Source organism: Herbaspirillum sp. GW821-FHT09A12 (genome assembly GCF_059418325.1).
In genome coordinates this window covers 591,150-612,910 of sequence record NZ_JBWKPR010000001.1, presented here as the reverse complement: position 1 = coordinate 612,910, position 21,761 = coordinate 591,150, and the positions used below count along the sequence as shown (strand labels likewise).

Below are 21,761 nucleotides of genomic sequence, written 5' to 3'. Positions count from 1 at the left end.
GGGCGGGTCCGCCGCTGTCTGTTGGCGCCGGCGAACCGGCTTGCGTGGGCGGGAGGACCGGCGCGGCGCGAACGCCGCGCCCGGATGAGTTAGAAGTAGCGTAAGTCTAACGTAAAAGGAAACTCGATAGATGGCCGCGCCGGCTGCACATCGAATTTTCCCGGCGTGTGGTTGAGGCGGAAGTAACGCGCCAACCGGCGGCTTTCGGCCTCGAAGGCGTTGACCGGGAAGGTCTCGTAACTGCGCCCGCCCGGATGCACCACATGGTACTGGCATCCGCCCAGGCTACGGCCGTTCCAGGTGTCGACCAGGTCGAAGGTCAGCGGCGAATCCACCGGGATGGTCGGGTGCAGCGCCGACGGCGGCTGCCAGGCGCGGTAGCGGATGCCGGCCACGAACTGGCCGACCGTGCCGGTAGGCTGCAGCGGCACGGATACGCCGTTGCAGGTCAGCACGTAACGGTCGGACGCCATGCCGGACACCTTCACCTGCAAGCGCTCCAGCGAGGAATCGACATAGCGCGCGGTGCCGCCGCCGCTGCTTTCCTCGCCCAGCACATGCCAGGGCTCCAGCGCCGTGCGCAATTCGATCTCCATGCCCTTGACCGCATAGTCGCCGATCTTGGGGCAGCGGAATTCCATGTGCGGCGCGAACCACTCGGCCTTCATGGCGTAACCGGCCTCGTTCATGTCGTCGATCACGTCGCGGAAATCCTGCTCGATGAAATGCGGCAGCAAGAAACGGTCATGCAGTTCGGTGCCCCAGCGCACCAATCGCGCCGGCTGGTACGGCTGCTGCCAGAAACGCGCCACCAGGCCGCGCAGCAGCAACTGCTGGGTCAGGCTCATGCGCGCATGCGGCGGCATCTCGAAGGCGCGCAGCTCCAGCAGGCCCAGGCGGCCGGTGGCGCTGTCGGGCGAATACATCTTGTCGACGCAGAACTCGGCGCGGTGGGTATTGCCGGTGACATCGATCAGCAGGTTGCGCAACAGCCGGTCCACCAGCCACGGCGGGCATTCGCCCTTGGCGACCTGCTTGTCCATCTCGGCGAAAGCCAGTTCGATCTCCACCGTCGAGTCGTTGCGCGCCTCGTCGATGCGCGGCGCTTGCGAGGTCGGGCCGATGAACATGCCCGAGAACAGGTAGGACAGCGACGGATGGTTGTGCCAGTACGAAATCAGGCTGCGCAGCAAACCCGGCCGGCGCAGGAAGGGCGAGTCGCCGGTGGTGATGCCGCCCAGCACCATGTGGTTGCCGCCGCCGGTGCCGGAGTGGTGGCCGTCCAGCATGAACTTCTCGGTGGTCAGGCGCGACTCGCGCGCGGCCTCGTACAGGTGGGTGGTCTGTTCGACCAGTTCGCTCCAGTTGTTGGCCGGTTGAATATTGACCTCGATCACACCAGGGTCGGGCGTGACGCTGAACTTGCGCAAGCGCGGGTCGTTGGGCGGCTCATAGCCTTCCAGCAGCACCGGTTGCTTGAGTTCCTCCGCCACCGCTTCGATGACGGCCACCAGTTCCAGGTAATGCTCCAGTTGCTCCAGCGGCGGCATGAACAGGTAGAACACGCCATTGCGCACTTCGGCCGACAGCGCGGTGCGGGTGATCCAGTGGGCCGATTCGGCATGCGCCGGCGCTACGCTGGCGGCATTCACCGCATTGGCGGCAACATCCCCGGCCTGTCCCCGCGCCGGCGCCGGCCTGGCCGCGCCGCTGCCGGTTGGCGCTCCCGCCCGCAACGGCGGCTCTTGCGGGCTGCCGGCCTGGCGCCGGATCTCGGCCGCGCCGGGCAATCCCTTGAACGACTGCGACGGGTCGGCGGGATACACCGCCGGATACTCGCTGCGGCTCACCCAGGGCAGCGAATCGAGCGGCAGGCGATACCCCAGCGGCGAATCGCCCGGATACAGGTAGCAGCGCTCGCTGCGCAAGAACCAGCTGCCGCTCTGCCAGCCGCGGCCGTCGAAGCGGCGCGCCAGCGGCAGCACATGGCCCGCCGCGCTTTGCAGGCCTTGCGTGAACACGCGCATCAGGCGCTCGCGCTCCTGCTTGTCGTCCACGCGCGAATCGAAGGGGTCGACATTGCCGGGCAGGCGGCGCTCGCGCCACATGTAGTAGAACACGTCCTCATAGGCGGGAAACACGTTCTTGCCATCTATCTTCAAACGCTGCGCCACGCGGTGCAGGAAGTGGCTGGTGACGATCTTGTCGACCACGTTGGCCTGGGTCTCGTCGCCGATCAGCGCGGGATTGAGCCAGATCGGTTCGCCGTCGCGCCGCCAGTAGCAGTTCAGCGCCCAGCGCGGCAACTGCTCGCCGGGGTACCACTTGCCCTGGCCGAAGTGCGGCAGGCCTTGCGCCGCGTATTTGTCGCGCATGCGATGGTAGAGCTCGGCCGCCAGCGGCTTCTTGGTCGGCCCCAGGGCGGCGGTATTCCATTCCGGCTCGTCCGGATGGTCGAGCGCGACGAAGGTCGGCTCGCCGCCCATGGTCAGGCGCACATCGTTGGCGACCAGGTCGCGGTCGATGGCGTGGCCGAGCGCTTCGATCTCGGTCCACTGCTCCTCGCTATAGGGCTTGGTCACGCGCGGCGCTTCCCAGATGCGCTTGACGCTCATCAGATGCTCAAATTCGACTTCGCAGGGATCGACCAGGCCCGACACCGGCGCCGCCGACGCCGGCTCGGGCGTGCATGACAGCGGGATGTGGCCTTCGCCGGCAAATAGCCCTGAAGTTGGGTCCAGCCCGATCCAGCCGGCGCCCGGCAGGTAGACCTCGCACCAGGCGTGCAGGTCGGTGAAGTCGGCTTCTGGGCCGGAGGGGCCGTCCAGCGATTTCTGGTCGGCCGTCAGCTGGATCAGGTAGCCGGAGACGAAACGCGCCGCCAGCCCCAGATGCCGCATCAGTTGCACCAGCAGCCAGGACGAATCGCGGCAAGAGCCCGACTTCAGTTCCAGCGTCTGCTCGGGCGTCTGCACGCCGGGTTCCATGCGGATGGTGTAATCGATGTGGTCGGCCAGTTTCTGGTTCAACGCCACCAGGAAGTTGGCGCTGCCCATTTTCTCGCGCGAAATGCCGTCGAGGAATTTCTTGAACAATGGCGACAACGGCAGCTTCTGCCGGTACGGCATCAGTTCGTTCTGCAAGTCCTTGGCGTACTCGAAGGGAAACTGCTCGGCGTAGGGTTCGAGGAAGAAATCGAAGGGATTGATGACCGACATCTCGGCCACCAGGTCGACCTCGATCTTGAATTCGGTGGTCTTCTCCGGGAACACCAGGCGCGCCAGGTAATTGGCTTCGGGGTCCTGCTGCCAGTTGATGAAATGCGGTTCCGGCAGGATGCGCAGCGAATAGCTCAGGATGCGGGTGCGGCTGTGCGGGGCGGGACGCAGGCGGACGACCTGCGGCCCGAGGTTGATGGCACGGTCATACTGGTACGAGGTGACATGGTTCAGCGCCACGTGAATTGACATGTAGATCCTTTACGGCGAGCAAATGGTGAATGCCTGACTGCGATATGCATCTCCGTCATCCGCGCCCATGTGCCTTTCCTGTTGCGGAAAGCGGGCGAAGCGACGGTGATTCATACCCGGTTATGCGTGGAACCTGTTCATTACCCCTCCCCTGGAACTGCGACTACGCCGCCGTACCTACCTGTGATGCATATTAATGAAATCCCGCAGGCGTGGATAGATTTCGTTTTCCCAGCGGCGGCCGTTGAAGACGCCGTAATGCCCCACCGCCGTCTGAACGTGGTGCAAGCGCATGTAAGGCCGGATACTGCTGCACATTTCCTGTGCGGCCACCGTCTGGCCGACGGCGCAGATGTCATCCTTCTCGCCCTCGATGGTAAACAGCGCGGTGCGGCGGATGGCGCGCGGATTGACGGCGCGCCCCTGGTATTGCAAGGTGCCCAGCGGCAGCGCATGCTCCTGGAACACCATCTGCACCGTCTCCAGGTAAAACTCGGCCGGCAGGTCCGACATGGCGAAGTATTCTTCATAGAAGGTCTTGATCTGCGACGCCTTTTCATCCTCCCCTTCGGCCAGGTGGTGATAAAGGTTGCGGAAAGCGTCAACGTGGCGGTTCAGGTTCATGTTCATGAACGCCGCCAGCTGCATGAAGCCCGGATACACGCGCCGGCCGCCGCCCGCATGGCGGGCCGGCACGGTGCTGACCATGTTCTTTTCGAACCATGCGATCGGCTTGCTCTTGGCCAGCGCATTGACGGCGGTGGGATTGACCCGCGTGTCGAGCGGGCCGGCCATCAGCGTCATGGTGCGCGGCTGCGCCGCATTGCCGTCGTCGGCCATCACCGCGGCCGCCGTCAGCGCGGCGACGGTGGGCTGGCAAACCGCCAGCAGGTGGGTGCCGGGCCCCAGGATCTCGAGAAAGGAAATGATGTGGGAAACGTATTCATCCAGGCCGAACTTGCCATGCACGGCCGCAATGTCGCGCGCATTGTGCCAATCGGTGATGTAGACATCCTGGTGGCGCAGCAGGGTTTTGACTGTGCCGCGCAGCAAGGTGGCGAAGTGGCCGGACATGGGCGCCACCACCAGCACCTTGGGCTGGGCATCCGAGGTTTCCTTGCGAAAACGCAGCAGGCTGCAAAAGGGCGTGCCGGCGACCACCTCCTCATGCACCGAAACCGTGCATCCGCCATCTTCAACGGTAGCGATCTCGAAATCCGGACGGGCGTGGGTGAGCTGGGTGCGCGCGAACACTTCGCAGGCCGACGCCAGCTTGCGCATGACCGGATGCACCGGCAAGCCCGGCCATTCGTACCCGAACAGCGGCGCCATCATCCTGGCGGAAGCCCGCAAGGGATCGGTGGCGTCTGCGTATTGCTGGTAGAGCTGATAGGTATTGATCATGAGGACGCCGCCCTTCTGTCTCTTATATTGTTCGCTCGCAGTCTTCCTTGCGATGCAATATGCATGCCACTGATGCCCGCCGCTGCCTTTCCCGGTGCGGCTCGCGCGCAATCATCACGCCGTTTTTTGTCGACCGTGGCCCGCGACAAATCCGCAAGCTGGCACGCGCTTTGCAAGCACATGCTCCAGCTACCGCTTTCCATCCCGATTGAACAAACGCGGGACGGCAGCGGCAACGATGTCGTGCCTGCGCCGGCGTACTCGCGCAGCAACGACGTGCCCAAAGTCAACATTGCGAGAAAACAGATAAAGGACTGACATGCCTAAGACGACTTTGCGCATCACCAGCAAGAACTACTCTTCCTGGTCCTTACGCGGCTGGCTCCTGGTCAAGTTCGCCGGGCTGCCTTTCGAGGAAGACATCGTGCCGCCCGACGATCCGACGGCGCGCGCGGAAATCCTGCTGCTGTCTTCTTCCATCCTGGTGCCCAGCCTCAAGCATGGCAGCGTGCTGGTGTGGGACACCCTGGCCATCGCCGAATACCTCAACGAAATCCGTCCCAGGGCCCTGCTGCTGCCGGACGACCAGGCCGCGCGCGCGCACTGCCGCGCGGTATGCGGCGAAATGCATTCGGGCTTCTCGGCGCTGCGCGCGGCATTGCCGATGAACCTCAAGGCGCACTTCCCCAACTTCAAGGTATGGTCGCGCGCCGAAGCCGACATCCATCGCATCACCACCATCTGGAAGGAATGCCTGGCCAAGTACGGCGGCCCCTTCCTGTTCGGCGAGCAGCGCACCATGGCCGACGCCATGTATGCGCCGGTAGTGACGCGCTTCGTCACCTACGACGTCAAGCTCGATCCGGTGTGCGCGGCCTACGGCAAGCGCATCATGGCCATGCCGGAGATGCAGGAATGGATCACCGCGGCGAAGAAGGAACCGGAAGACATTGATGAGCTGGATGTGGAGTTTTAGGGCACGTTCGATTTTTCAGCGAACGCGCCCGCGGGTGCGGCGGCCGCCGCAGCTATTTTTGTCGCAAGCCAAATGCGGGACGCCGCAGAAAGGACGGATGTGATGAACACGGTAGCTGAAAGCGTATTGGCAGGGAACACGTTCTCGCATGTATGCGAGAACGACACGCCTTATGAAACGGGAGGGCTGCGCGACTTTTTCCTCTACCGCGACCTCGGCATTGCCGCCGCCACGGGCGGGCAAGTGGTCGCGCAACTGGTCAAGGCCAACATGGCGCCGGAAGAAGGCACCGGATGGCATCGGCACGAGGCGAATTTCCACATCGTCATCATGCTCAAGGGCTGGGCGCGCTTCATGTACGAAGACCAGGTGACGCTGGTGAAGACCGGCGACTGCGTACACCAGCGGCCCGGCATCGTGCATTTCCTGTTCGATTATTCGCCCGACATGGAGTACCTGGAAATCGTCAGTCCGGCCGATTTCAAGACCATCGACATGCCGCCGCCGTGCGCCGTGCCGCCGCCCACGCCGTGGAACTGAACCAGGCGCAACGGCCATTTTCCACCTTGCGTCCCGCTTCATCGGCGCACCGCCCTCGATGAAACGGGACATGCCGGCCCGGGATTTTTCGAACGTACGCAAGAAGCCAAAACAGATCGGGAGCAAAGATCGAAACCATGAAATTTTCCACTGTCCAAAACCATATGCCTCTGATAGGCTTATCCGGCACACGCTAGCAAGCGCGCGCATTTGCAGCAGATCTCCACGCCTCGTTTGTCGTCAAATTCAACTTAGAAGAATTCCTGCTCACACCAGGAAAACGAATCAAATTTATGGCACATTTTTTCGATGAGATGTATTCGGGGAGCGCAGCAAGCGACGACCCGCAAGTGCGCCAGCACTACGCCGAATTCGCCAACTGGCTGGCGGCGCAGTCGGCAGAAACCATCGCCCGCAAACGTGCCGAGTCCGACCTGATCTTCCGCCGCGTCGGCATCACCTTCGCGGTGTACGGCAACGACGCCGGCACCGAGCGGCTGATCCCCTTCGACATCATCCCGCGCATCATCCACAAGGCCGAATGGGCCAAGCTGGAAGCCGGCCTCGTGCAGCGCGTCAAGACGCTCAACATGTTCATCCACGACATCTACCACGAGCAGAAGATCGTCAAGGCCGGCATCATCCCGCCCGAGCAGATCTTCCAGAATGCGCAATACCGCCGCGAGATGCAGGACGTGAACGTGGTCAACGACATCTACGCGCACATCGCCGGCGTCGATATCGTGCGCGCCGGCGAGGGCGAGTTCTACGTGCTGGAAGACAACCTGCGCGTGCCCTCCGGCGTGTCGTACATGCTGGAAAACCGCAAGATGATGATGCGGCTGTTCCCCGACCTGTTCACGCACCACAAGATCGCCCCGGTCGACCATTACCCCGACCTGCTGCTGGACAACCTGCGCTCGGTGGCGCCGGCCGGCGTGACCGACCCGGTGGTGGTGGTGATGACCCCGGGCATGTACAACTCGGCCTATTTCGAACATGCCTTCCTGGCCCAGCAGATGGGCGTGGAACTGGTCGAGGGCCAGGACCTGTTCGTCAAGGACAACGTGGTCTACATGCGCACCACGCGCGGCCCCAAGCGGGTCGACGTGATCTACCGCCGCATCGACGACGACTTCCTCGATCCGCTGGCGTTCCGCCCCGATTCGGCGCTGGGCGTGCCGGGCCTCTTGCAGGCCTACCGCGCCGGCAAGGTGACGCTGACCAACGCCATCGGCACCGGCGTGGCCGACGACAAGTCGATCTATCCGTATGTGCCGGACATGGTGCGCTTCTACCTCTCGGAAGAACCCATCCTCAACAACGTGCCGACCTACCAGTGCCGCAAGAAGGAAGACCTCGACTACACGCTGGCCAACCTCGACAAGCTGGTGGTCAAGGAAGTGCACGGCGCCGGCGGCTACGGCATGCTGGTCGGCCCGGCCTCGACCAAACAGGAAATCGAGGATTTCCGCGCCCGCGTCATCGCCAAGCCCGACGGCTACATCGCCCAGCCCACGCTGGCGCTGTCGGTCTGCCCGACCTATGTCGAGGCCGGCATCGCGCCGCGCCACCTCGACCTGCGCCCGTTCGTGCTGTCCGGCAAGAGCGTGACGATGGTCAAGGGCGGCCTGACGCGCGTGGCGCTCAAGGAAGGCTCGCTGGTGGTGAACTCGTCGCAAGGCGGCGGCACCAAGGACACCTGGATTCTGGAGAAATAAGATGCTCAGCCGTACCGCCGATCACCTGTTCTGGATGGCCCGCTACACCGAGCGCGCCGAAAACACCGCGCGCATGCTCGACGTGCATGTGCAAACCGCGCTGCTGCCGCAATCGACCGATGACGCCGAGCAAGGCTGGCGCGCCGTGCTCGGCATTTCCGAGCTGCTGTACGGCTACAACCAGAAGTACGACAAGCTCACGCAAAGGGATGTGATCGACTTCATGGTGCGCGACCCGAACAACCCTTCGTCGATCGCCTCCTGCCTGCGCCAGGCGCGCGAGAACGCGCGCGCGGTGCGCGGCGCGCTGACCACCGAAGCCTGGGAAATCCAGAACGCCACCTGGATCAAGATGCAGTCCTACCTGCAAACCAACGCGCTGGAGCAGAACCCGAGCGATTTCTTCGAATGGGTCAAGCACCGCTCGCACCTCTCGCGCGGCGTCACCATCGGCACCATGCTGAAAGACGAGGCGTTCCACTTCATCCGCCTGGGCACCTTCCTGGAGCGCGCCGACAATACGGCGCGCATCATCGACGTCAAGTTCCACGGTGCCAAGGAAAGCCAGTCGCAAAAGCAGAACGGCCAATCCCAATCGCAGTCGCAATCGCAATCGCAATCGCAACCGGGCGAGGAAGGCGACGGCCAGATCGACTTCTACTACTGGGCCGCGATCCTGCGCTCGGTGTCCGGTTTCGAGATCTACCGCAAGGTCTACCGCGACGTCATCACCCCCGAGCGGGTGGCCGAACTGCTGATCCTGCGCGCCGACATGCCGCGCTCGCTGCTGGCCTGCATGGGCCATGTGCTGTCCAACCTGAAGAATGTGCACAACGACGTCTCGGCCGACACCGAACGCTTCGCCGGCAAGCTGCACGCCGACCTCAAGTTCGCGCGCATCGAGGAAGTGCTCGACGCCGGGCTGCACGATTACCTGACGGTATTCCTGGAGCGCATCTTCGAGCTGGGCAACCGGATCAGCCGGGATTTTCTTGTTCCTTTGGCAGCATGAATATTCAAAAAATCAGCACTGCCGCCTAAGAAAATTCTGAATTGCGCCGTTAATGTAGACACACGGCGACAGAAGTCCTTGTCCGCAACTTCGGTGGACAAGGCTTCCTGTAAAATCCGGTTTTTACATTTTCAGATCACATCATGACCTATTGCGTTGCCATGCGCCTGGACAGCGGCCTGGTATTTCTCTCCGATTCTCGAACCAATGCGGGGGTCGACCATATCGGCACTTTCCGCAAAATGAGTGTTTACGAGAATCCGGGCGATCGCGTCATGGTCCTGATGACCGCGGGCAATCTCTCGATTTCGCAGTCGATCCGCCAGATGCTGGACGAGCGCACCAACGCCGAAGGGCACAGCATCTGGACCGCCACGTCCATGTACGAGGCGGCCCAGATCCTGGGCGACGCCATCCGCGCGGTGCATGAGCGCGAAGCCGGCGAACTGGGCAAGTTCGGCATCGACTTCAACGTTTCCATCATCTTCGGCGGCCAGATCAAGGGCGAACGTTGCCGCCTGTTCCAGATGTATTCGGCCGGCAACTTCATCGAGTCGCACGACGAAAACACCTATTTCCAGATCGGCGAAGCCAAGTACGGCAAGCCCATCATCGACCGCGTGGTCACGCCCTCGACCACGCTGGACGAGGCCGCCAAATGCGCGCTGATTTCCATGGACTCGACGCTGAAGTCGAATATCTCGGTCGGCCTGCCGCTGGACCTGCTGCTCTACAACAGCGACGAACTGGCGGTGAGCCGTTTTGTGACGATCGACGAGCAGAACCAGTATTTCCAGATGATCCGCCGCAGCTGGGGAGCGCAACTGAAGCGCGTGTTCGAAGCCATCGACGACCCGGTCTGGGATGCCGCGCCGGAAGCCACGCTCAATGTGCTGTCTTCGTCATCCGACCACAGCGAACCGGTGCGCGTGCCGCCGCCGTCCAATGTCGCGCACCATGCCTCGACCGTGCCGCGCCAGATCCTGGCGCATCAGGATGGCAATTCGGAACAGGCCCATTGATCCGCGACAATTAAATCCGCGACAATTTCCCTTTTGCAATAAAAAATGGCTGCGATATCACTATCGCAGCCATTTTTTTATCTTCCCCGTTCCCGTGAAAGCCTGGGCGGGGAAATTTCTTTCAGACAACAATCGTCTGCGCTTCGCCTTCGGCGCGCGCGCGGATCTGGCCGATACGGAACACCGTTTCGCCGGCCGCCTTCAGGTGCGCTTCGGCGGCGTCCGCGTTTTCCTGGGATACGATCACGGTCATGCCGATGCCGCAGTTGAAGACGCGATGCATCTCGGCATCGGCCACGCCGCCGTGCTGCTGCAGCCAGGTAAACAGCGGCGGCATGGTCCAGGACTTGGCGTCCAGCACCGCGGTCAGGTTGTCCTGCAGCACGCGCGGGATGTTTTCCACCAGGCCGCCGCCGGTGATGTGCACCATGCCCTTGACTTCCAGCTTCTCCATCAGCGCCAGCAGCGGCTTGACGTAGATGCGGGTCGGCGCCATCAGCACGTCGGCCAGCTTGCGGCCGTGGAAGTCGGCGTTCAGGTCGGGCTTGGCCACTTCCAGGATCTTGCGCACCAGCGAATAGCCGTTGGAATGCGCGCCCGACGAGGCCAGGCCCAGCACCACGTCGCCCGGAGCGATCTTGGTGCCGTCGATGATCTTGGACTTTTCCACCGCGCCGACCGCGAAACCGGCCAGGTCGTACTCGCCGTCGGGGTACATGCTGGGCATTTCGGCGGTTTCGCCGCCGATCAGGGCGCAGCCGGCCTGTTCGCAGCCGGCGGCGATGCCCTTGATGACATCGGTGGCCGAAGGCACGTCCAGCTTGCCGCAGGCAAAGTAATCGAGGAAGAACAGCGGCTCGGCGCCCTGCACCAGGATGTCGTTGACGCTCATGGCGACCAGGTCGATACCGACCGTATCGTGCTTATCAAGAAGGAAAGCCAGCTTCAGCTTGGTGCCCACGCCGTCGGTGCCGGACACCAGCACCGGCTCCTTGTACTTCTTGCTGATCTCGAACAGGGCGCCGAAACCGCCAATGCCGCCCAGCACGCCTTCGCGGGTGGTGCGCTTGGCAAAAGGCTTGATTGCCTCCACCAGGGCGTCGCCGGCATCGATGTCGACGCCGGCGTCACGGTAGGAAAGGGAGACATTGGATGATGAAGTCATGATGATATTGCCAGTGAAGACGGTAAAATAAGGAAATCCGGGGTCGATAAACCCCGCTAGACCGTGATTTTAACAAAACCGACACCCCCAAACCCCGATTCCATGCCTTTTTCTTTAACCGAAGAGCAAAAACAAAATCTGGTGTGGCTGCTCGTCGGAATCCTGCTGTTAGCCCTCCTGACCGCGCTCGGGCCCATGCTGTCGCCATTCGTTGCCGCCGGCATCCTCGGCTACGTGCTCAATCCGGGCGTGGACTGGATCGCACGGCGCCGTATCGGGCCGGTGCAGGTACCGCGCTTCGTGGCCGTGGCCATCATGGTGTCGCTGCTGATATTGGCCGTGCTGGCGCTGGTGCTGATCGTGGCGCCGCTGGTGCTGCGCCAGATCCCGCAATTGCAGGCGCAAATACCGCCGCTGCTGGACAAGCTCAACGCCATCGTTTCGCCGCGCCTGCACCAACTGGGCATCGACGTGCGCCTCGACCTGGCCGGCATCAAGGCCCTGCTCACCCAGCAAATCAGCACCAGCGGCGACGAACTGTGGAGCTCGGTGCTGGCCTCGGCGCGCGTGGGCAGCACCGCCCTGCTGGCATGGCTGGCCAACCTGCTGTTCGTGCCGATGGTGCTGTTTTACCTGCTGCAGGACTGGCATCCCTTCATCAAGCGCGTGCAAACCATGATCCCGCGCCGCTGGGTCGGCCGCGTCAACCTGATGGCGACCGAGGTCGACGACCTGCTGGGCCAGTACCTGCGCGGCCAGTTGCTGGTGATGTTGACGCTGGCGATCTATTATTCGGTGGCGCTGACGGCCGCCGGCTTCGACAGCGCGCTGCCGGTAGGCGTGCTGACCGGCATCCTGGTCTTCATTCCCTACGTCGGCTTCGGCCTGGGCCTGGTGCTGGCGATCCTGGCCGCCATCCTGCAATTCGACGGCGCCATCGGCTTGCTGTGGGTGGCGCTGATCTACGGCGTCGGCCAGGTGCTGGAAAGCTTTATCCTCACGCCCAAGCTGGTCGGCGAACGCATCGGCCTGCACCCCCTGGTCGTCATTTTTGCATTGCTGGCGTTTGGCCAATTGTTCGGTTTCGTCGGCGTGCTGCTGGCGCTGCCGGCATCGGCCATCGTCTCGGTGATCGCCATGCATGTGCGGCGCGCCTACCTGGCCAGCAATTTTTATAACCACTAGAGTATGTTATGCCCTATGTCAGCCCCCGCGTTCGAACGAGAAGGGATGCAGTGCAAGGCGCGCCGCGCCGCCATGCGCCTTTCTCATTCGAACCCTTCGGGCAGCCCCGGAAACGGGCCGCTTACTGCGTTACTCCTCCTTGCCGTAGCACCGCTACGACGCGTCCTCGCGCCTTGTATTCGGCCCGTTTGCCGGGCTGCGCGGGGGCTGACATAGGGCATAACACACTCCGATGAAACAAATTCCGCTCGATTTAAGCGCGGACCAGCCGCAAAGCTTCGATACTTTCGTTACTGGCCGCAATGAAGAACTGCTGCAGCGCTTGCAGCAACTGGCCGCAGCCGGCGCCGACAAGTCCGCGCACACCGCCAGCGCCAGCACCGACCGCTTCCTCTACCTCTGGGCCGAAGCCGGCGCCGGCAAGAGCCACCTGCTGCATGCCATCGCGCACCAGGCCGGCGGGCAAGCGCGCCTGATCCCGGCCGATGCGCCGGAATCGGCCTTCGACTACAGCCCGCAAGTCTCGCACTACCTGATCGACGACGCCGACCGGCTCGGCCCGCCAACCCAGATCGCCGCCTTCAACCTGTTCAACCAGATCCGCGAACAAGGCGGCTGGCTGGTGTCGACCGGCGCGCTGCCGCCGACGCAGCTGGAACTGCGCGAAGACCTGCGCACGCGCCTGGGCTGGGGCCTGATCTACCAGGTGCACGGCCTGTCGGACGACGAGAAGATCGCCGCCCTCACGCAGGCGGCGCACGGTCGCGGGCTGGAACTGCCGCCCGGCATGCTGCCCTACCTGCTGACCCATTACCGGCGCGACATGCCTTCGCTGTCGCGCATGCTCGATGCGCTGGACCGCTACTCGCTGGCGACCAAGCGCGCCATTACGCTGCCACTGCTGCGCGATCTGTTACAACAGGAAACCGAACACCAATGAACCTTGCCTTATTCGACCTCGACCACACGCTGCTTCCGCTCGACTCCGACCATGAGTGGGGCGAGTTCCTGGCCCGCACCGGCGCCGTCGATGCCGCCAGCTTCAGACAAGCCAACGACCAATGGTTCGCCCAGTACCAGGCGGGCACGCTGGATCCGGTCAAGTACCTGGAATTCGCCTTCGGCATCCTCGCCAGGTTCCCGCGCGCGCAGCTGGACGACATGCATCGCCGCTTCATGGCTGAAGTGATCCAGCCGGCGATCCTGCCGCAAGCGGTGGCACTGGTAAAAAAACATCTGGATGCCGGCGACCTGGTCGCCATCGTCACCGCCACCAACCACTACGTGACCAAGCCCATCGCCTCGCACTTCGGCGTGCAACACCTGATCGGCGCCATGCCGGAACTGGACGACCGCGGCAACATCACCGGCAAGCTGCTCGGCACGCCGACCTACGGCCCCGGCAAGATCACCCACACGCAAGCCTGGCTGGACAAGCTGGGGTTCGATCTGGCCGGTTTCGAGCGCAGCTACTTCTACAGCGATTCGCAAAACGACATCCCGCTGCTCGAACTGGTCACCGACCCCATCGCCACCAACCCCAATGCCAAGCTGCTGGCGCATGCCCAGGCGCGCGGCTGGCCGGTGATCAATCTCTTCGACGGCCACGCGCAATGATCAAGAAACTGATTCGCTCGATCCTGGGCAAGGGCAAGAAAGGCGCCGCGTCCGGCGCCACCGAACCGGACGTGCTCGGCCCCAAACAGCACGGCATCGATCCGGCGCTGGTGTCGCCCAACGCGGTGCGCGTGACCCAGACGCTGCAGGAAGCCGGCTTCAAGGCCTTCATCGTCGGCGGCGCGGTGCGCGACCTGCTGCTGTCGGTCAAGCCCAAGGACTTCGACGTCGCCACCAACGCCACCCCGGAACAGGTCAAGCAATTGTTCCGCCGCGCCTTCATCATCGGCCGCCGCTTCCAGATCGTGCATGTGATGTTCGGCCAGGAACTGATCGAAGTCACCACCTTCCGCGGCGCCTCGGCCGACAACTCGCCCAAGGACGAGCACGGCCGCGTGCTGCGCGACAACACCTTCGGCGAACAGCACGAAGACGCGGTGCGGCGCGACTTCACCATCAACGCCATGTATTACGATCCGGCCACGCAAACCGTGCTGGATTACCACGGCGGCATCGCCGACATCCGCGCCAAGAAGCTGCGCATCATCGGCGAACCCGAAGCGCGCTACCGCGAAGACCCGGTGCGCATGCTGCGCGTGGTGCGCTTCGCCGCCAAGCTCAAGTTCACCATCGACCCCGCCAGCAGCGCGCCCATTCGCGTGATGGCGCCGCTGATCGACAACGTGCCCGCCGCGCGCGTGTTCGACGAGATGCTCAAGCTGCTCATGAGCGGGCACGCCCTGGCCTGCCTGCAGCAGTTGCGCAAGGAAGGCCTGCACCATGGGCTGCTGCCGCTGCTGGATGTGGTGCTGGAACAGCCGCTGGGAGAGAAGTTCGTGACGCTGGCGCTGGCCAATACCGACACCCGCGTCAAGCAAGGCAAGACGGTGTCGCCCGGTTTCCTGTTCGCCTCGCTGCTGTGGCACCAGGTGCTGGAGAAATGGCGCGCCTACCAGGCCGCCGGCGAATATCCGATTCCGGCGCTGCACCTGGCGGCCGACGACGTGCTGGATGCCCAGACCGAGAAGCTCGCCCTGCAGCGCAAGATCGCCTCCGACATGCGCGACATCTGGGCCATGCAGCCGCGCTTCGAACGCCGCGTCGGCAAGGCGCCCTACAAGTTGCTGGAGCATCTGCGCCTGCGCGCCGGCTACGACTTCCTGATGCTGCGTTGCGAATCGGGTGAACTCGATGCCGAGCTGGGCGAATGGTGGAGCGCCTTCATCGGCGGCAACGGCGCTGAACGCGAAGAACTGATCGCCCGCAAACCGGTCGATACCGCCGCCGGCCCCGCTCCCAAGAAACGCAAGCGCCGTGGCGGCCGCAGCCGCTCAAAGGATGCCGCGCAAGGAGAGCAGGACAACGATGCCGGTTCGGAAGCGGACGCAGCCCCTGCTCCCGCACCCGCTCCTGAAAAGACCGCACCCGCCGCACCGGAAAACGCCGATGCCGGCAGCGGCGAAGCCCCCAAGCGCCGCCGTCGCCGCCGCAGCAGTGGATCCGGCGGCGCCGACGCCGCTGCTGCCGACGGCAACGACTGACGCCACCGATGCCAGCGCAGCAAGCCATCGCCTACATCGGCATCGGCGGCAATCTCGGCGATGCCCGCGGCACGGTCGAAGAGGCGCTCAGGCGACTGGCCGCCCTGCCGCAATCGCAGCTGCTGCGCGCGTCATCGCTCTATCGCACGGCGCCGGTCGACTCCAGCGGCGCCGACTACATCAACGCCGTCGCACAGCTTGCCACCTCGCTGGCCCCGCTCGAACTGCTGCACGCGCTGCAAAAGATCGAGCTGGAACACGGACGCGAGCGCCCCTACCGCAATGCGCCGCGCACGCTCGATCTGGATGTGTTGTTGTATGGCGACCGGATCATCGACGGCGACCAATTGACCGTGCCGCATCCGCGCATGGCGCAACGCGCCTTCGTGCTGGCGCCGCTGCTGGAAATCGATCCCGCCATCGCGATTCCCGGGGTGGGCGCCGCGCAAGCCTGCCTGGCCGGCATCAGCGGCCAGCCCATCAGCAAGCTCTGAGGTTTCACGCTATCGCGGCACTTCGCCGGGGCAGGCCCGCCGGCGAAAACGGCGCAACCGGCTCCTTCAAGCGGCGCCGTTGTGCGCGTTTCCGGGCACCTCGCCCTCACGCGGCAGAGGACGCAATTCCGACAGGCGACGGTGGTGTCCCTTGAGCCACAAGGGCAGCTCATTGGCCTGCATTGGCTTGGCGATCAGATAGCCCTGGCCGATATTGCAGCCGAAGTCCTGCAGCAGGCGCCAGTCCTCCATATGCTCGACGCCTTCGGCCACCGTCACCAGTTCCAGGCGCCGCGCCATGTCCAATGCGGACTGCAAGATCACGCGCAGGTTCTTGCGCTCATGCGCGCCATGCACGAAAGAGCGGTCGATCTTCAGTTCGGTAAACGGGATGCGCGCCAATTGCTGCATCGAAGAAAAGCCGGTGCCGTAATCGTCGATCGACAGGCCAAAGCCTTTCAGCCGCAAGCGCGCCAGCATGCCCAGCGAATTGCCCTTGTGCGCCACCACCGAACCCTCGGTGATTTCCAGCACCACGCGGTCGGCCGGCAGCGCATGGCGCTCCACCAGCCCCATGATCCGCTGCATGAAATCGGGCTGCTCCAGCGACAGCGGCGACAGGTTCACCGCCACCTTGATCGCCAGCCCGCGGCTGTGCCAGACCGCCGCCTGCGCCGTGGCCTGGTCCATCATGCTGATGGTGAGGTCGTGGATCAGGCCGCTGCTTTCGGCCAGCGGGATGAAACGGTCCGGCGGGATCATGCCGCGCTCGGGATGGATCCAGCGCGCCAGCGCTTCGACGCCTTTCAGGATGCCGGTCTGCACGTCGACCTTGGGCTGGTAGTAGGGAATGATTTGGCCATTGGCGATGGCCGCCGCCAAATCGGCCTCGCACATCGACGGGCCGGGATCGGCATGCTGCCGCGCATTGCTGTGCAACGGCGTGAAGGTGCGCAGCGCGGCGGCCAGCTTTTCATTGCTCAGCGGCTTTTGCAGCGCGCCGAGGACATGCATGCCAAGCGCCTGGATCATGGTCTCCACCGACTGCAGCAGCGAAGCTTCACGGCTGGAGGCGACGATGAGCGGCATGTTCACGCCCTTCTGCTGCAGTTGCTGGATCAGTTCGATGCCATCCATGCCCGGCATCTCCAGATCGATCACGGCCACCCCCGGCGGCAGCTTCAACAAGGCCAGCAGATCCAGCGCCTCGTTGCCGTTGCCGGCCTCGTAGATCATGTCTATGCCAAGTTCGTGCAGCAGGCCGACGGTATGCTGGCGCTGCAGCGCGCTATCGTCGACCACCAGCGCCGACTCGATCAGGTCACTTAAGTTCTCGGAGGCCATATTGTTCAATCACAGCAGAGATGTTTTCGAGGGAGATGACATCGTGGACGCCACCCAGCTGTATTGCTTCTTTTGGCATGCCGAAGACGACGCTGCTGCGTTCGTCCTGGGCGTAGGTATTTGCACCGCGCTCGGCCATTTCCTTCATGCCGCGGGCGCCGTCGTCGCCCATGCCGGTCATGATGATGCCGACTCCATTGCTGCCGGCGGCCTTCGCCACCGAGCGGAACAGCACATCCACCGAGGGCTTGTGCCGGCTCACGAGAGGGCCGTTGATGACCTCTACATAGTACTGCACGCCATCGCGCTTGACTACCAGATGCATGCCGCCCGGCGCGATCAGGACGCGGCCCGGCATCACCATATCCAAGTGCACGGCCTCCTTGACGTCGACTTGCGAAATCTTGTGAAGACGCTCGGCAAAGCTATGCGTGAAACGCTCCGGCATGTGTTGCACCACCACCACCCCGGGACAGTGTTGCGACAGCCCGCCCAAGACCAGTTCCAGCGCTTGCGGCCCGCCGGTCGAGGCGCCGATGGCGACGATCCTGGCCGTCCCCGGACAAATGGCGTCGCCCCCTCCCGGCGCATCGAGCACCACATCGGCGCTGTATTTCTGCAAACTGCCGTCCCAGCCCTGATGATGCCGCATTTCCCGGGGCGGCGCCTTGGGCCTGCGGATGTCCGCGGCAGCCGCCTTGACCGGCGCAGGCTGGGCCGGCTGTGCGGCGGGGCTCCCCAGGTGCGCCTGGGCCGCGGCGCGAATGGCGTTGGCCAGGTCGTCGAACGTGTCATGCAAAAAATTGCGCACGCCCAGCGCCGGCTTGGAAATGATGCTTACCGCGCCGGCGGCCAGCGCTTCCATGGTGATCTCGGCGCTGCTGTCGGTGCGCGTGGAACAGATGATCACCGGCGTCGGGCGCAGCGCCATGATCTGTTTCAGGAAGGTAATGCCATCCATGCGCGGCATCTCGATGTCGAGCACCACCACATCCGGCCAATCCTGCCGCATCTTGCGCATGGCAAAGATGGGGTCGGACGCGGTGGCCACGACCTGGATGTCGCTGGTGGCGCCGAGCAGTTCCTGCATCAGCTGGCGCACCACCGACGAGTCATCCACCACCATGACCCGGATCATGCGCGCCTCCCGTGCGGCCAAGCGCCGGTCCCGGCATCGGCCCGCCCGCCGCCGCGCGCGGCGGCAATGGCGGTGCTGCGGCGCCTCATTGCGGCTTCCTGTAAATGGACGGCGAATGCATTTCCAGATCCAGCAGCAGCCCATGCAGCGACTCGGAGTGTCCCACCACCAGGTATCCGCCGGGCCGCAGGCGCTTGACCACGTCGTTGAGCACCTTGCTCTTGGTCTGGAAATCGAAGTAGATAATCACGTTGCGCAAGAAAATCAGGTCGAAGCCGCCGTCGGCGAACGCATCCAGGTTCGTCAGGTTGCGCTGCGCGAATTCCACCTTGCGACGCAGCTCGCCGTCCACCAGGAAATGCCCCTCGTATTCGCCGGTCCCGCGCAGGCAATAACGCTTGAGGTAGGCACTGGGGATATTCTGGCCGCGCGCCATCGGGTACAGCCCACGGCGCGCGAAACTGAGCACGCGCGTGCTGATGTCGGAAGCGAATACCGACCACGAGCCACCGGGACGATGGTGGTCCAGCAGCATGGCCAGCGTATAGGCTTCCTCGCCGGTCGAGCTGGCCGCGCTCCAGACGCGCAGCGCTTTCATGTCAGACCAGGCCGGGAGCAGTTCGCCGCAAAGGAAATCGAAATGGCTCTGTTCGCGGAAGAAATACGTTTCGTTAGTGGTGATCAGGTCGATCGCCCGTTGCCGCTCTTCGCTCCCCTGCGCGCTGGAGATGAGCGCGTGGTAATGGCTCAACTGCTCCAGCCCCAGTTCATGCATGCGCCCGCTCAAGCGGCTTTGCAGCAACGCCTTCTTCGTTATCGGCAGGTGCAGGCCGATATGCTGCTTGAACAATTGCTGGAACAGCAGCATGTCGCAATCGCTGACGTCCGGAGCCATTGCGAATCCGCTGTCCATCGCGTCAACCTTCCCGGATTTCTGGTTGCCGCCCGCTTCGTTCGTCACGCTCTTCCCCTGCAAGTACGCCGTCTGAACTCATGCCCAGCAGGCTGGACAGCTCATCCACCGAGAGCACCTTCTGCACATCCAGCACCACCAGGAAACGTTCGTTGATGTTGATCATGCCCTCAATGAAATCGGCCCTAACGCCGGCGCCGAAAGACGGGCGCAGCTCGATGCGGTCTTCCTGCACGCTCAGCACCGCGCTGACCGCGTCGACCATCACGCCCAGCAGCAGCTGTTGCTCCTCCTGCATCAGCTCCATGATGATGATGCAAGTTCGCTTGGCGATCTCGGTAGAGGCACGGCCGAAACGCAACGACAGGTCGATCACCGGCACCACCGCGCCGCGCAGGTTGATCACGCCGCGCAAGAAACTCGGCATCAGCGGCACTTCGGTCAGGCCGCCGAATTCGATGATTTCGCGAATGCTGCCGATGGGCATGGCGAAGCTTTCGGTGCCGACCAGGAACGTCAGGTACTGGCGGCTCTCCACCGCCTCTTCCGGATGTCTTTTCTTGTCCGGTGCGCCATTCAAGGACACGCTAGGCATGACCATCTCCTCTTGCTAATGCGCTTCTCATGTGGCCTCCAGCGTCGATGTGCGGGCGGCATCTATACGCGGCTTCCCAACCAGCTTCGCGTCGGAGCCGGTCGAACCGTGACGCGCCCCCAATGAGAAATAGCGCATCAGTTCGCGCAGGTTCAGCGCCTGGGAGCTCATCTCTTCCGAGGTGGCCGACAGCTCTTCGGATGCCGCCGCATTGAGCTGGGCGGCCTGGGAAATCTGCCCGATCGCCACGTTGATCTGCACCAGGCCGGAATTCTGTTCGCGCGCCGAGAACGAAATGTCGTCGACCAGATCGGCCGTGCGCTGGATCGCCGGCAACATGTTGTCGAGCAGGCCGCTGGCGCGTTCGGCCAGTTCCATGCTGCGGCTGGCGACCTCGACGATCTCTTGCGCCGCCGCCTGCGAGCGCTCGGCCAGCTTGCGCACTTCCCCCGCCACCACGCCGAACCCCCGGCCATGCTCGCCGGCGCGCGCCGCTTCGATGGAGGCGTTGAGCGCCAGCAGGTTGGTCTGGTAGGCGATGTCGTCGATGACGCCGATCTGTCCCGCGATGGCCCGCATGGCGCCGATGGTGTCGCGCACCACTTGCGCGCTTTCCTTTGCCGTGCGCGCGGACTCTCCGGCGATCTCGTTGGTCTTGTTGGCGTTGTCGGTATTGTGGCCGATAGTGGCGGTGATCTCCTCCACCACGGACCCCGTCTCTTCGGCATTGCTCGCCTGCCGCAAGGAGTTGTCGCTCAACTGCTGGGCGGCGGCGGCCAACTGGCCGGAAGCGCTGGCCAGCATGGAAATGGCCTGGCTGACGTCATGCAGCACGCCGTTGAGCCGGTCCATCATCTGTTGCGCGCTGTCGAGCATGCTGCCGCTTCCCAGCCGGGAAACATTGAAACGGGTAGTCAGGTCGCCGGAGGCGGCGCGCTTGAGCGACTCCATCGCCTCGCGCGGGTCGCCGCCGATCTGGCGCGCAAACAGGTAACGCGTATAAAAGCCCAGGATCAACGCGATGAGCACGGCCAGCCCGGTACTCCAAAACGTCGTGATCATGTTGTTGTGCTCCAGTTCTTCGGCATGCACTTTATTGTCTTCGGCCTGCCGCACGTTCTCCTGGATCAACAGTCCCAATTGGGAACGCACACGCTGCAATTGCGCATACGCACTGTCGGCCTCCTCGCTTGTCTTGCCCATCTGCAGCAACTTGCTGACATCCCTGGCCACCTGCGCATACTCCTGCAGCATCGGTTCGATTTGCCGTTGCAAATCGGCCTCCAGCGGCGACAGCGTCGTGGTCGACTTGTAGTCCTCGAAAGACTTGTTCATTTCGGCCACGGCCGAGTCCAGCCCGCTGGAGATGCGCGCCACCTCGGTCGGACTATCGGCCTTTTGCGCCATGAGCACGCTGAGGTAAATGTCCTGCGTCCCTTTGCGCACCCCGTCAAGGCTGACGATCGTCTTGAGATTGGAGACATATATCTCCTTCAGAAGATTGTTCACCTGGTACAGGTTGTAGCCCCCCTTGATACCGGCGGCCAGCGTAACCAAGGCCGCCGTCGCGAAGAACAGAGCAAGTTTGTTGGCAAGTTTCATGATGTAGTCCTTATCGGGCGTG

At 63.5% G+C, this 21,761-nt stretch carries 19 protein-coding genes; 11 read left to right on the top strand and 8 right to left on the bottom strand.

Annotated elements, in window-relative coordinates; genetic code table 11:
- Positions 1-89: 89 nt before the first annotated feature.
- Positions 90-3,470, bottom strand: a complete 3,381-nt coding sequence (locus AC07N6_RS02725) for a transglutaminase family protein (RefSeq protein ID WP_494780784.1) — start codon at positions 3,468-3,470, stop codon at positions 90-92.
- Between the two features lie 177 nt (positions 3,471-3,647).
- Positions 3,648-4,874, bottom strand: a complete 1,227-nt coding sequence (locus tag AC07N6_RS02720; protein WP_494780783.1) for a polyhydroxyalkanoate depolymerase — start codon at positions 4,872-4,874, stop codon at positions 3,648-3,650.
- Positions 4,875-4,937: 63 nt separating this feature from the next.
- Between AC07N6_RS02720 and AC07N6_RS02715 the strand changes: the two genes are divergently transcribed.
- From AC07N6_RS02715 to AC07N6_RS02690, 6 genes are all read left to right on the top strand, one after another.
- Positions 4,938-5,192 (top strand): hypothetical protein, encoded by a 255-nt coding sequence (locus tag AC07N6_RS02715; protein ID WP_494780782.1) that lies wholly within the window; start codon positions 4,938-4,940, stop codon positions 5,190-5,192.
- A 1-nt stretch (position 5,193) separates the two neighbouring features.
- Positions 5,194-5,850, top strand: a complete 657-nt coding sequence (locus tag AC07N6_RS02710) for a glutathione S-transferase family protein (RefSeq protein WP_494780781.1) — start codon at positions 5,194-5,196, stop codon at positions 5,848-5,850.
- Between the two features lie 102 nt (positions 5,851-5,952).
- The gene (locus tag AC07N6_RS02705; protein ID WP_494780780.1) at positions 5,953-6,390 is read left to right on the top strand and encodes a cupin domain-containing protein; all 438 of its coding nucleotides are present in this window, start codon (positions 5,953-5,955) and stop codon (positions 6,388-6,390) included.
- A gap of 293 nt (positions 6,391-6,683) precedes the next feature.
- Positions 6,684-8,111 carry a circularly permuted type 2 ATP-grasp protein gene (locus AC07N6_RS02700; RefSeq protein ID WP_494780779.1) on the top strand — a complete coding sequence of 476 codons (1,428 nt, stop codon included), beginning with the start codon at positions 6,684-6,686 and terminating at the stop codon, positions 8,109-8,111.
- 1 nt (position 8,112) lies between these two features.
- Entirely contained in the window at positions 8,113-9,123 is a 1,011-nt protein-coding gene (locus AC07N6_RS02695; RefSeq protein WP_494780778.1) for an alpha-E domain-containing protein, read from the top strand.
- A 143-nt stretch (positions 9,124-9,266) separates the two neighbouring features.
- Positions 9,267-10,145: a proteasome-type protease gene (locus AC07N6_RS02690; protein WP_494780777.1), complete on the top strand. Its 879-nt coding sequence runs from the start codon at positions 9,267-9,269 to the stop codon at positions 10,143-10,145.
- Positions 10,146-10,266: 121 nt separating this feature from the next.
- Here AC07N6_RS02690 and purM read toward each other — a convergent pair whose 3' ends face one another.
- Positions 10,267-11,310 (bottom strand): phosphoribosylformylglycinamidine cyclo-ligase, encoded by a 1,044-nt coding sequence (purM, locus tag AC07N6_RS02685; protein WP_494780776.1) that lies wholly within the window; start codon positions 11,308-11,310, stop codon positions 10,267-10,269.
- Positions 11,311-11,412: 102 nt separating this feature from the next.
- Between purM and AC07N6_RS02680 the strand changes: the two genes are divergently transcribed.
- From AC07N6_RS02680 to folK, 5 genes are all read left to right on the top strand, one after another.
- On the top strand, positions 11,413-12,495 hold the full coding sequence (locus tag AC07N6_RS02680) for an AI-2E family transporter (protein ID WP_494780775.1): 1,083 nt from the start codon (positions 11,413-11,415) through the stop codon (positions 12,493-12,495).
- 232 nt (positions 12,496-12,727) lie between these two features.
- The gene (hda, locus tag AC07N6_RS02675) at positions 12,728-13,435 is read left to right on the top strand and encodes a DnaA regulatory inactivator Hda (protein ID WP_494780774.1); all 708 of its coding nucleotides are present in this window, start codon (positions 12,728-12,730) and stop codon (positions 13,433-13,435) included.
- Entirely contained in the window at positions 13,432-14,112 is a 681-nt protein-coding gene (locus tag AC07N6_RS02670; RefSeq protein WP_494780773.1) for a histidinol-phosphatase, read from the top strand. The genes hda and AC07N6_RS02670 overlap by 4 nt, the downstream gene beginning before the upstream one ends.
- On the top strand, positions 14,109-15,653 hold the full coding sequence (gene pcnB, locus AC07N6_RS02665) for a polynucleotide adenylyltransferase PcnB (RefSeq protein ID WP_494780772.1): 1,545 nt from the start codon (positions 14,109-14,111) through the stop codon (positions 15,651-15,653). Before AC07N6_RS02670 ends, pcnB begins: the two co-directional genes overlap by 4 nt.
- An 8-nt stretch (positions 15,654-15,661) precedes the next feature.
- Positions 15,662-16,147 carry a 2-amino-4-hydroxy-6-hydroxymethyldihydropteridine diphosphokinase gene (gene folK, locus AC07N6_RS02660; protein WP_494780771.1) on the top strand — a complete coding sequence of 162 codons (486 nt, stop codon included), beginning with the start codon at positions 15,662-15,664 and terminating at the stop codon, positions 16,145-16,147.
- 66 nt (positions 16,148-16,213) lie between these two features.
- On the opposite strand, the gene AC07N6_RS02655 is transcribed toward folK, so the two are convergent.
- From AC07N6_RS02655 to AC07N6_RS02635, 5 genes are all read right to left on the bottom strand, one after another.
- Complete coding sequence (locus tag AC07N6_RS02655; protein WP_494780770.1) at positions 16,214-17,491, bottom strand: EAL domain-containing response regulator; 1,278 nt, start codon at positions 17,489-17,491, stop codon at positions 16,214-16,216.
- The gene (locus AC07N6_RS02650) at positions 17,469-18,629 is read right to left on the bottom strand and encodes a protein-glutamate methylesterase/protein-glutamine glutaminase (RefSeq protein ID WP_494780769.1); all 1,161 of its coding nucleotides are present in this window, start codon (positions 18,627-18,629) and stop codon (positions 17,469-17,471) included. The genes AC07N6_RS02655 and AC07N6_RS02650 overlap by 23 nt, the downstream gene beginning before the upstream one ends.
- Before the next feature lie 85 nt (positions 18,630-18,714).
- Positions 18,715-19,542, bottom strand: a complete 828-nt coding sequence (locus AC07N6_RS02645; RefSeq protein WP_494781270.1) for a CheR family methyltransferase — start codon at positions 19,540-19,542, stop codon at positions 18,715-18,717.
- Between the two features lie 4 nt (positions 19,543-19,546).
- Positions 19,547-20,137: a chemotaxis protein CheW gene (locus AC07N6_RS02640; RefSeq protein ID WP_494780768.1), complete on the bottom strand. Its 591-nt coding sequence runs from the start codon at positions 20,135-20,137 to the stop codon at positions 19,547-19,549.
- 27 nt (positions 20,138-20,164) lie between these two features.
- Positions 20,165-21,739, bottom strand: coding sequence for a methyl-accepting chemotaxis protein (locus tag AC07N6_RS02635; protein WP_494780767.1), 1,575 nt, complete (start codon positions 21,737-21,739; stop codon positions 20,165-20,167).
- Positions 21,740-21,761 lie beyond the last annotated feature (22 nt).

Excerpts from the sequence above, each read along its gene's own strand:
- AC07N6_RS02725 (WP_494780784.1), bottom strand. The coding sequence starts at position 3,470 with ATGTCAATTCACGTGGCGCTGAACCATGTCACCTCGTACCAGTATGAC.
- AC07N6_RS02720 (WP_494780783.1), bottom strand. The coding sequence starts at position 4,874 with ATGATCAATACCTATCAGCTCTACCAGCAATACGCAGACGCCACCGAT.
- AC07N6_RS02715 (WP_494780782.1), top strand. The coding sequence starts at position 4,938 with ATGCCACTGATGCCCGCCGCTGCCTTTCCCGGTGCGGCTCGCGCGCAA.
- AC07N6_RS02710 (WP_494780781.1), top strand. The coding sequence starts at position 5,194 with ATGCCTAAGACGACTTTGCGCATCACCAGCAAGAACTACTCTTCCTGG.
- AC07N6_RS02705 (WP_494780780.1), top strand. The coding sequence starts at position 5,953 with ATGAACACGGTAGCTGAAAGCGTATTGGCAGGGAACACGTTCTCGCAT.
- AC07N6_RS02700 (WP_494780779.1), top strand. The coding sequence starts at position 6,684 with ATGGCACATTTTTTCGATGAGATGTATTCGGGGAGCGCAGCAAGCGAC.
- AC07N6_RS02695 (WP_494780778.1), top strand. The coding sequence starts at position 8,113 with ATGCTCAGCCGTACCGCCGATCACCTGTTCTGGATGGCCCGCTACACC.
- AC07N6_RS02690 (WP_494780777.1), top strand. The coding sequence starts at position 9,267 with ATGACCTATTGCGTTGCCATGCGCCTGGACAGCGGCCTGGTATTTCTC.
- purM (WP_494780776.1), bottom strand. The coding sequence starts at position 11,310 with ATGACTTCATCATCCAATGTCTCCCTTTCCTACCGTGACGCCGGCGTC.
- AC07N6_RS02680 (WP_494780775.1), top strand. The coding sequence starts at position 11,413 with ATGCCTTTTTCTTTAACCGAAGAGCAAAAACAAAATCTGGTGTGGCTG.
- hda (WP_494780774.1), top strand. The coding sequence starts at position 12,728 with ATGAAACAAATTCCGCTCGATTTAAGCGCGGACCAGCCGCAAAGCTTC.
- AC07N6_RS02670 (WP_494780773.1), top strand. The coding sequence starts at position 13,432 with ATGAACCTTGCCTTATTCGACCTCGACCACACGCTGCTTCCGCTCGAC.
- pcnB (WP_494780772.1), top strand. The coding sequence starts at position 14,109 with ATGATCAAGAAACTGATTCGCTCGATCCTGGGCAAGGGCAAGAAAGGC.
- folK (WP_494780771.1), top strand. The coding sequence starts at position 15,662 with ATGCCAGCGCAGCAAGCCATCGCCTACATCGGCATCGGCGGCAATCTC.
- AC07N6_RS02655 (WP_494780770.1), bottom strand. The coding sequence starts at position 17,491 with ATGGCCTCCGAGAACTTAAGTGACCTGATCGAGTCGGCGCTGGTGGTC.
- AC07N6_RS02650 (WP_494780769.1), bottom strand. The coding sequence starts at position 18,629 with ATGATCCGGGTCATGGTGGTGGATGACTCGTCGGTGGTGCGCCAGCTG.
- AC07N6_RS02645 (WP_494781270.1), bottom strand. The coding sequence starts at position 19,542 with ATGGACAGCGGATTCGCAATGGCTCCGGACGTCAGCGATTGCGACATG.
- AC07N6_RS02640 (WP_494780768.1), bottom strand. The coding sequence starts at position 20,137 with ATGCCTAGCGTGTCCTTGAATGGCGCACCGGACAAGAAAAGACATCCG.
- AC07N6_RS02635 (WP_494780767.1), bottom strand. The coding sequence starts at position 21,739 with ATGAAACTTGCCAACAAACTTGCTCTGTTCTTCGCGACGGCGGCCTTG.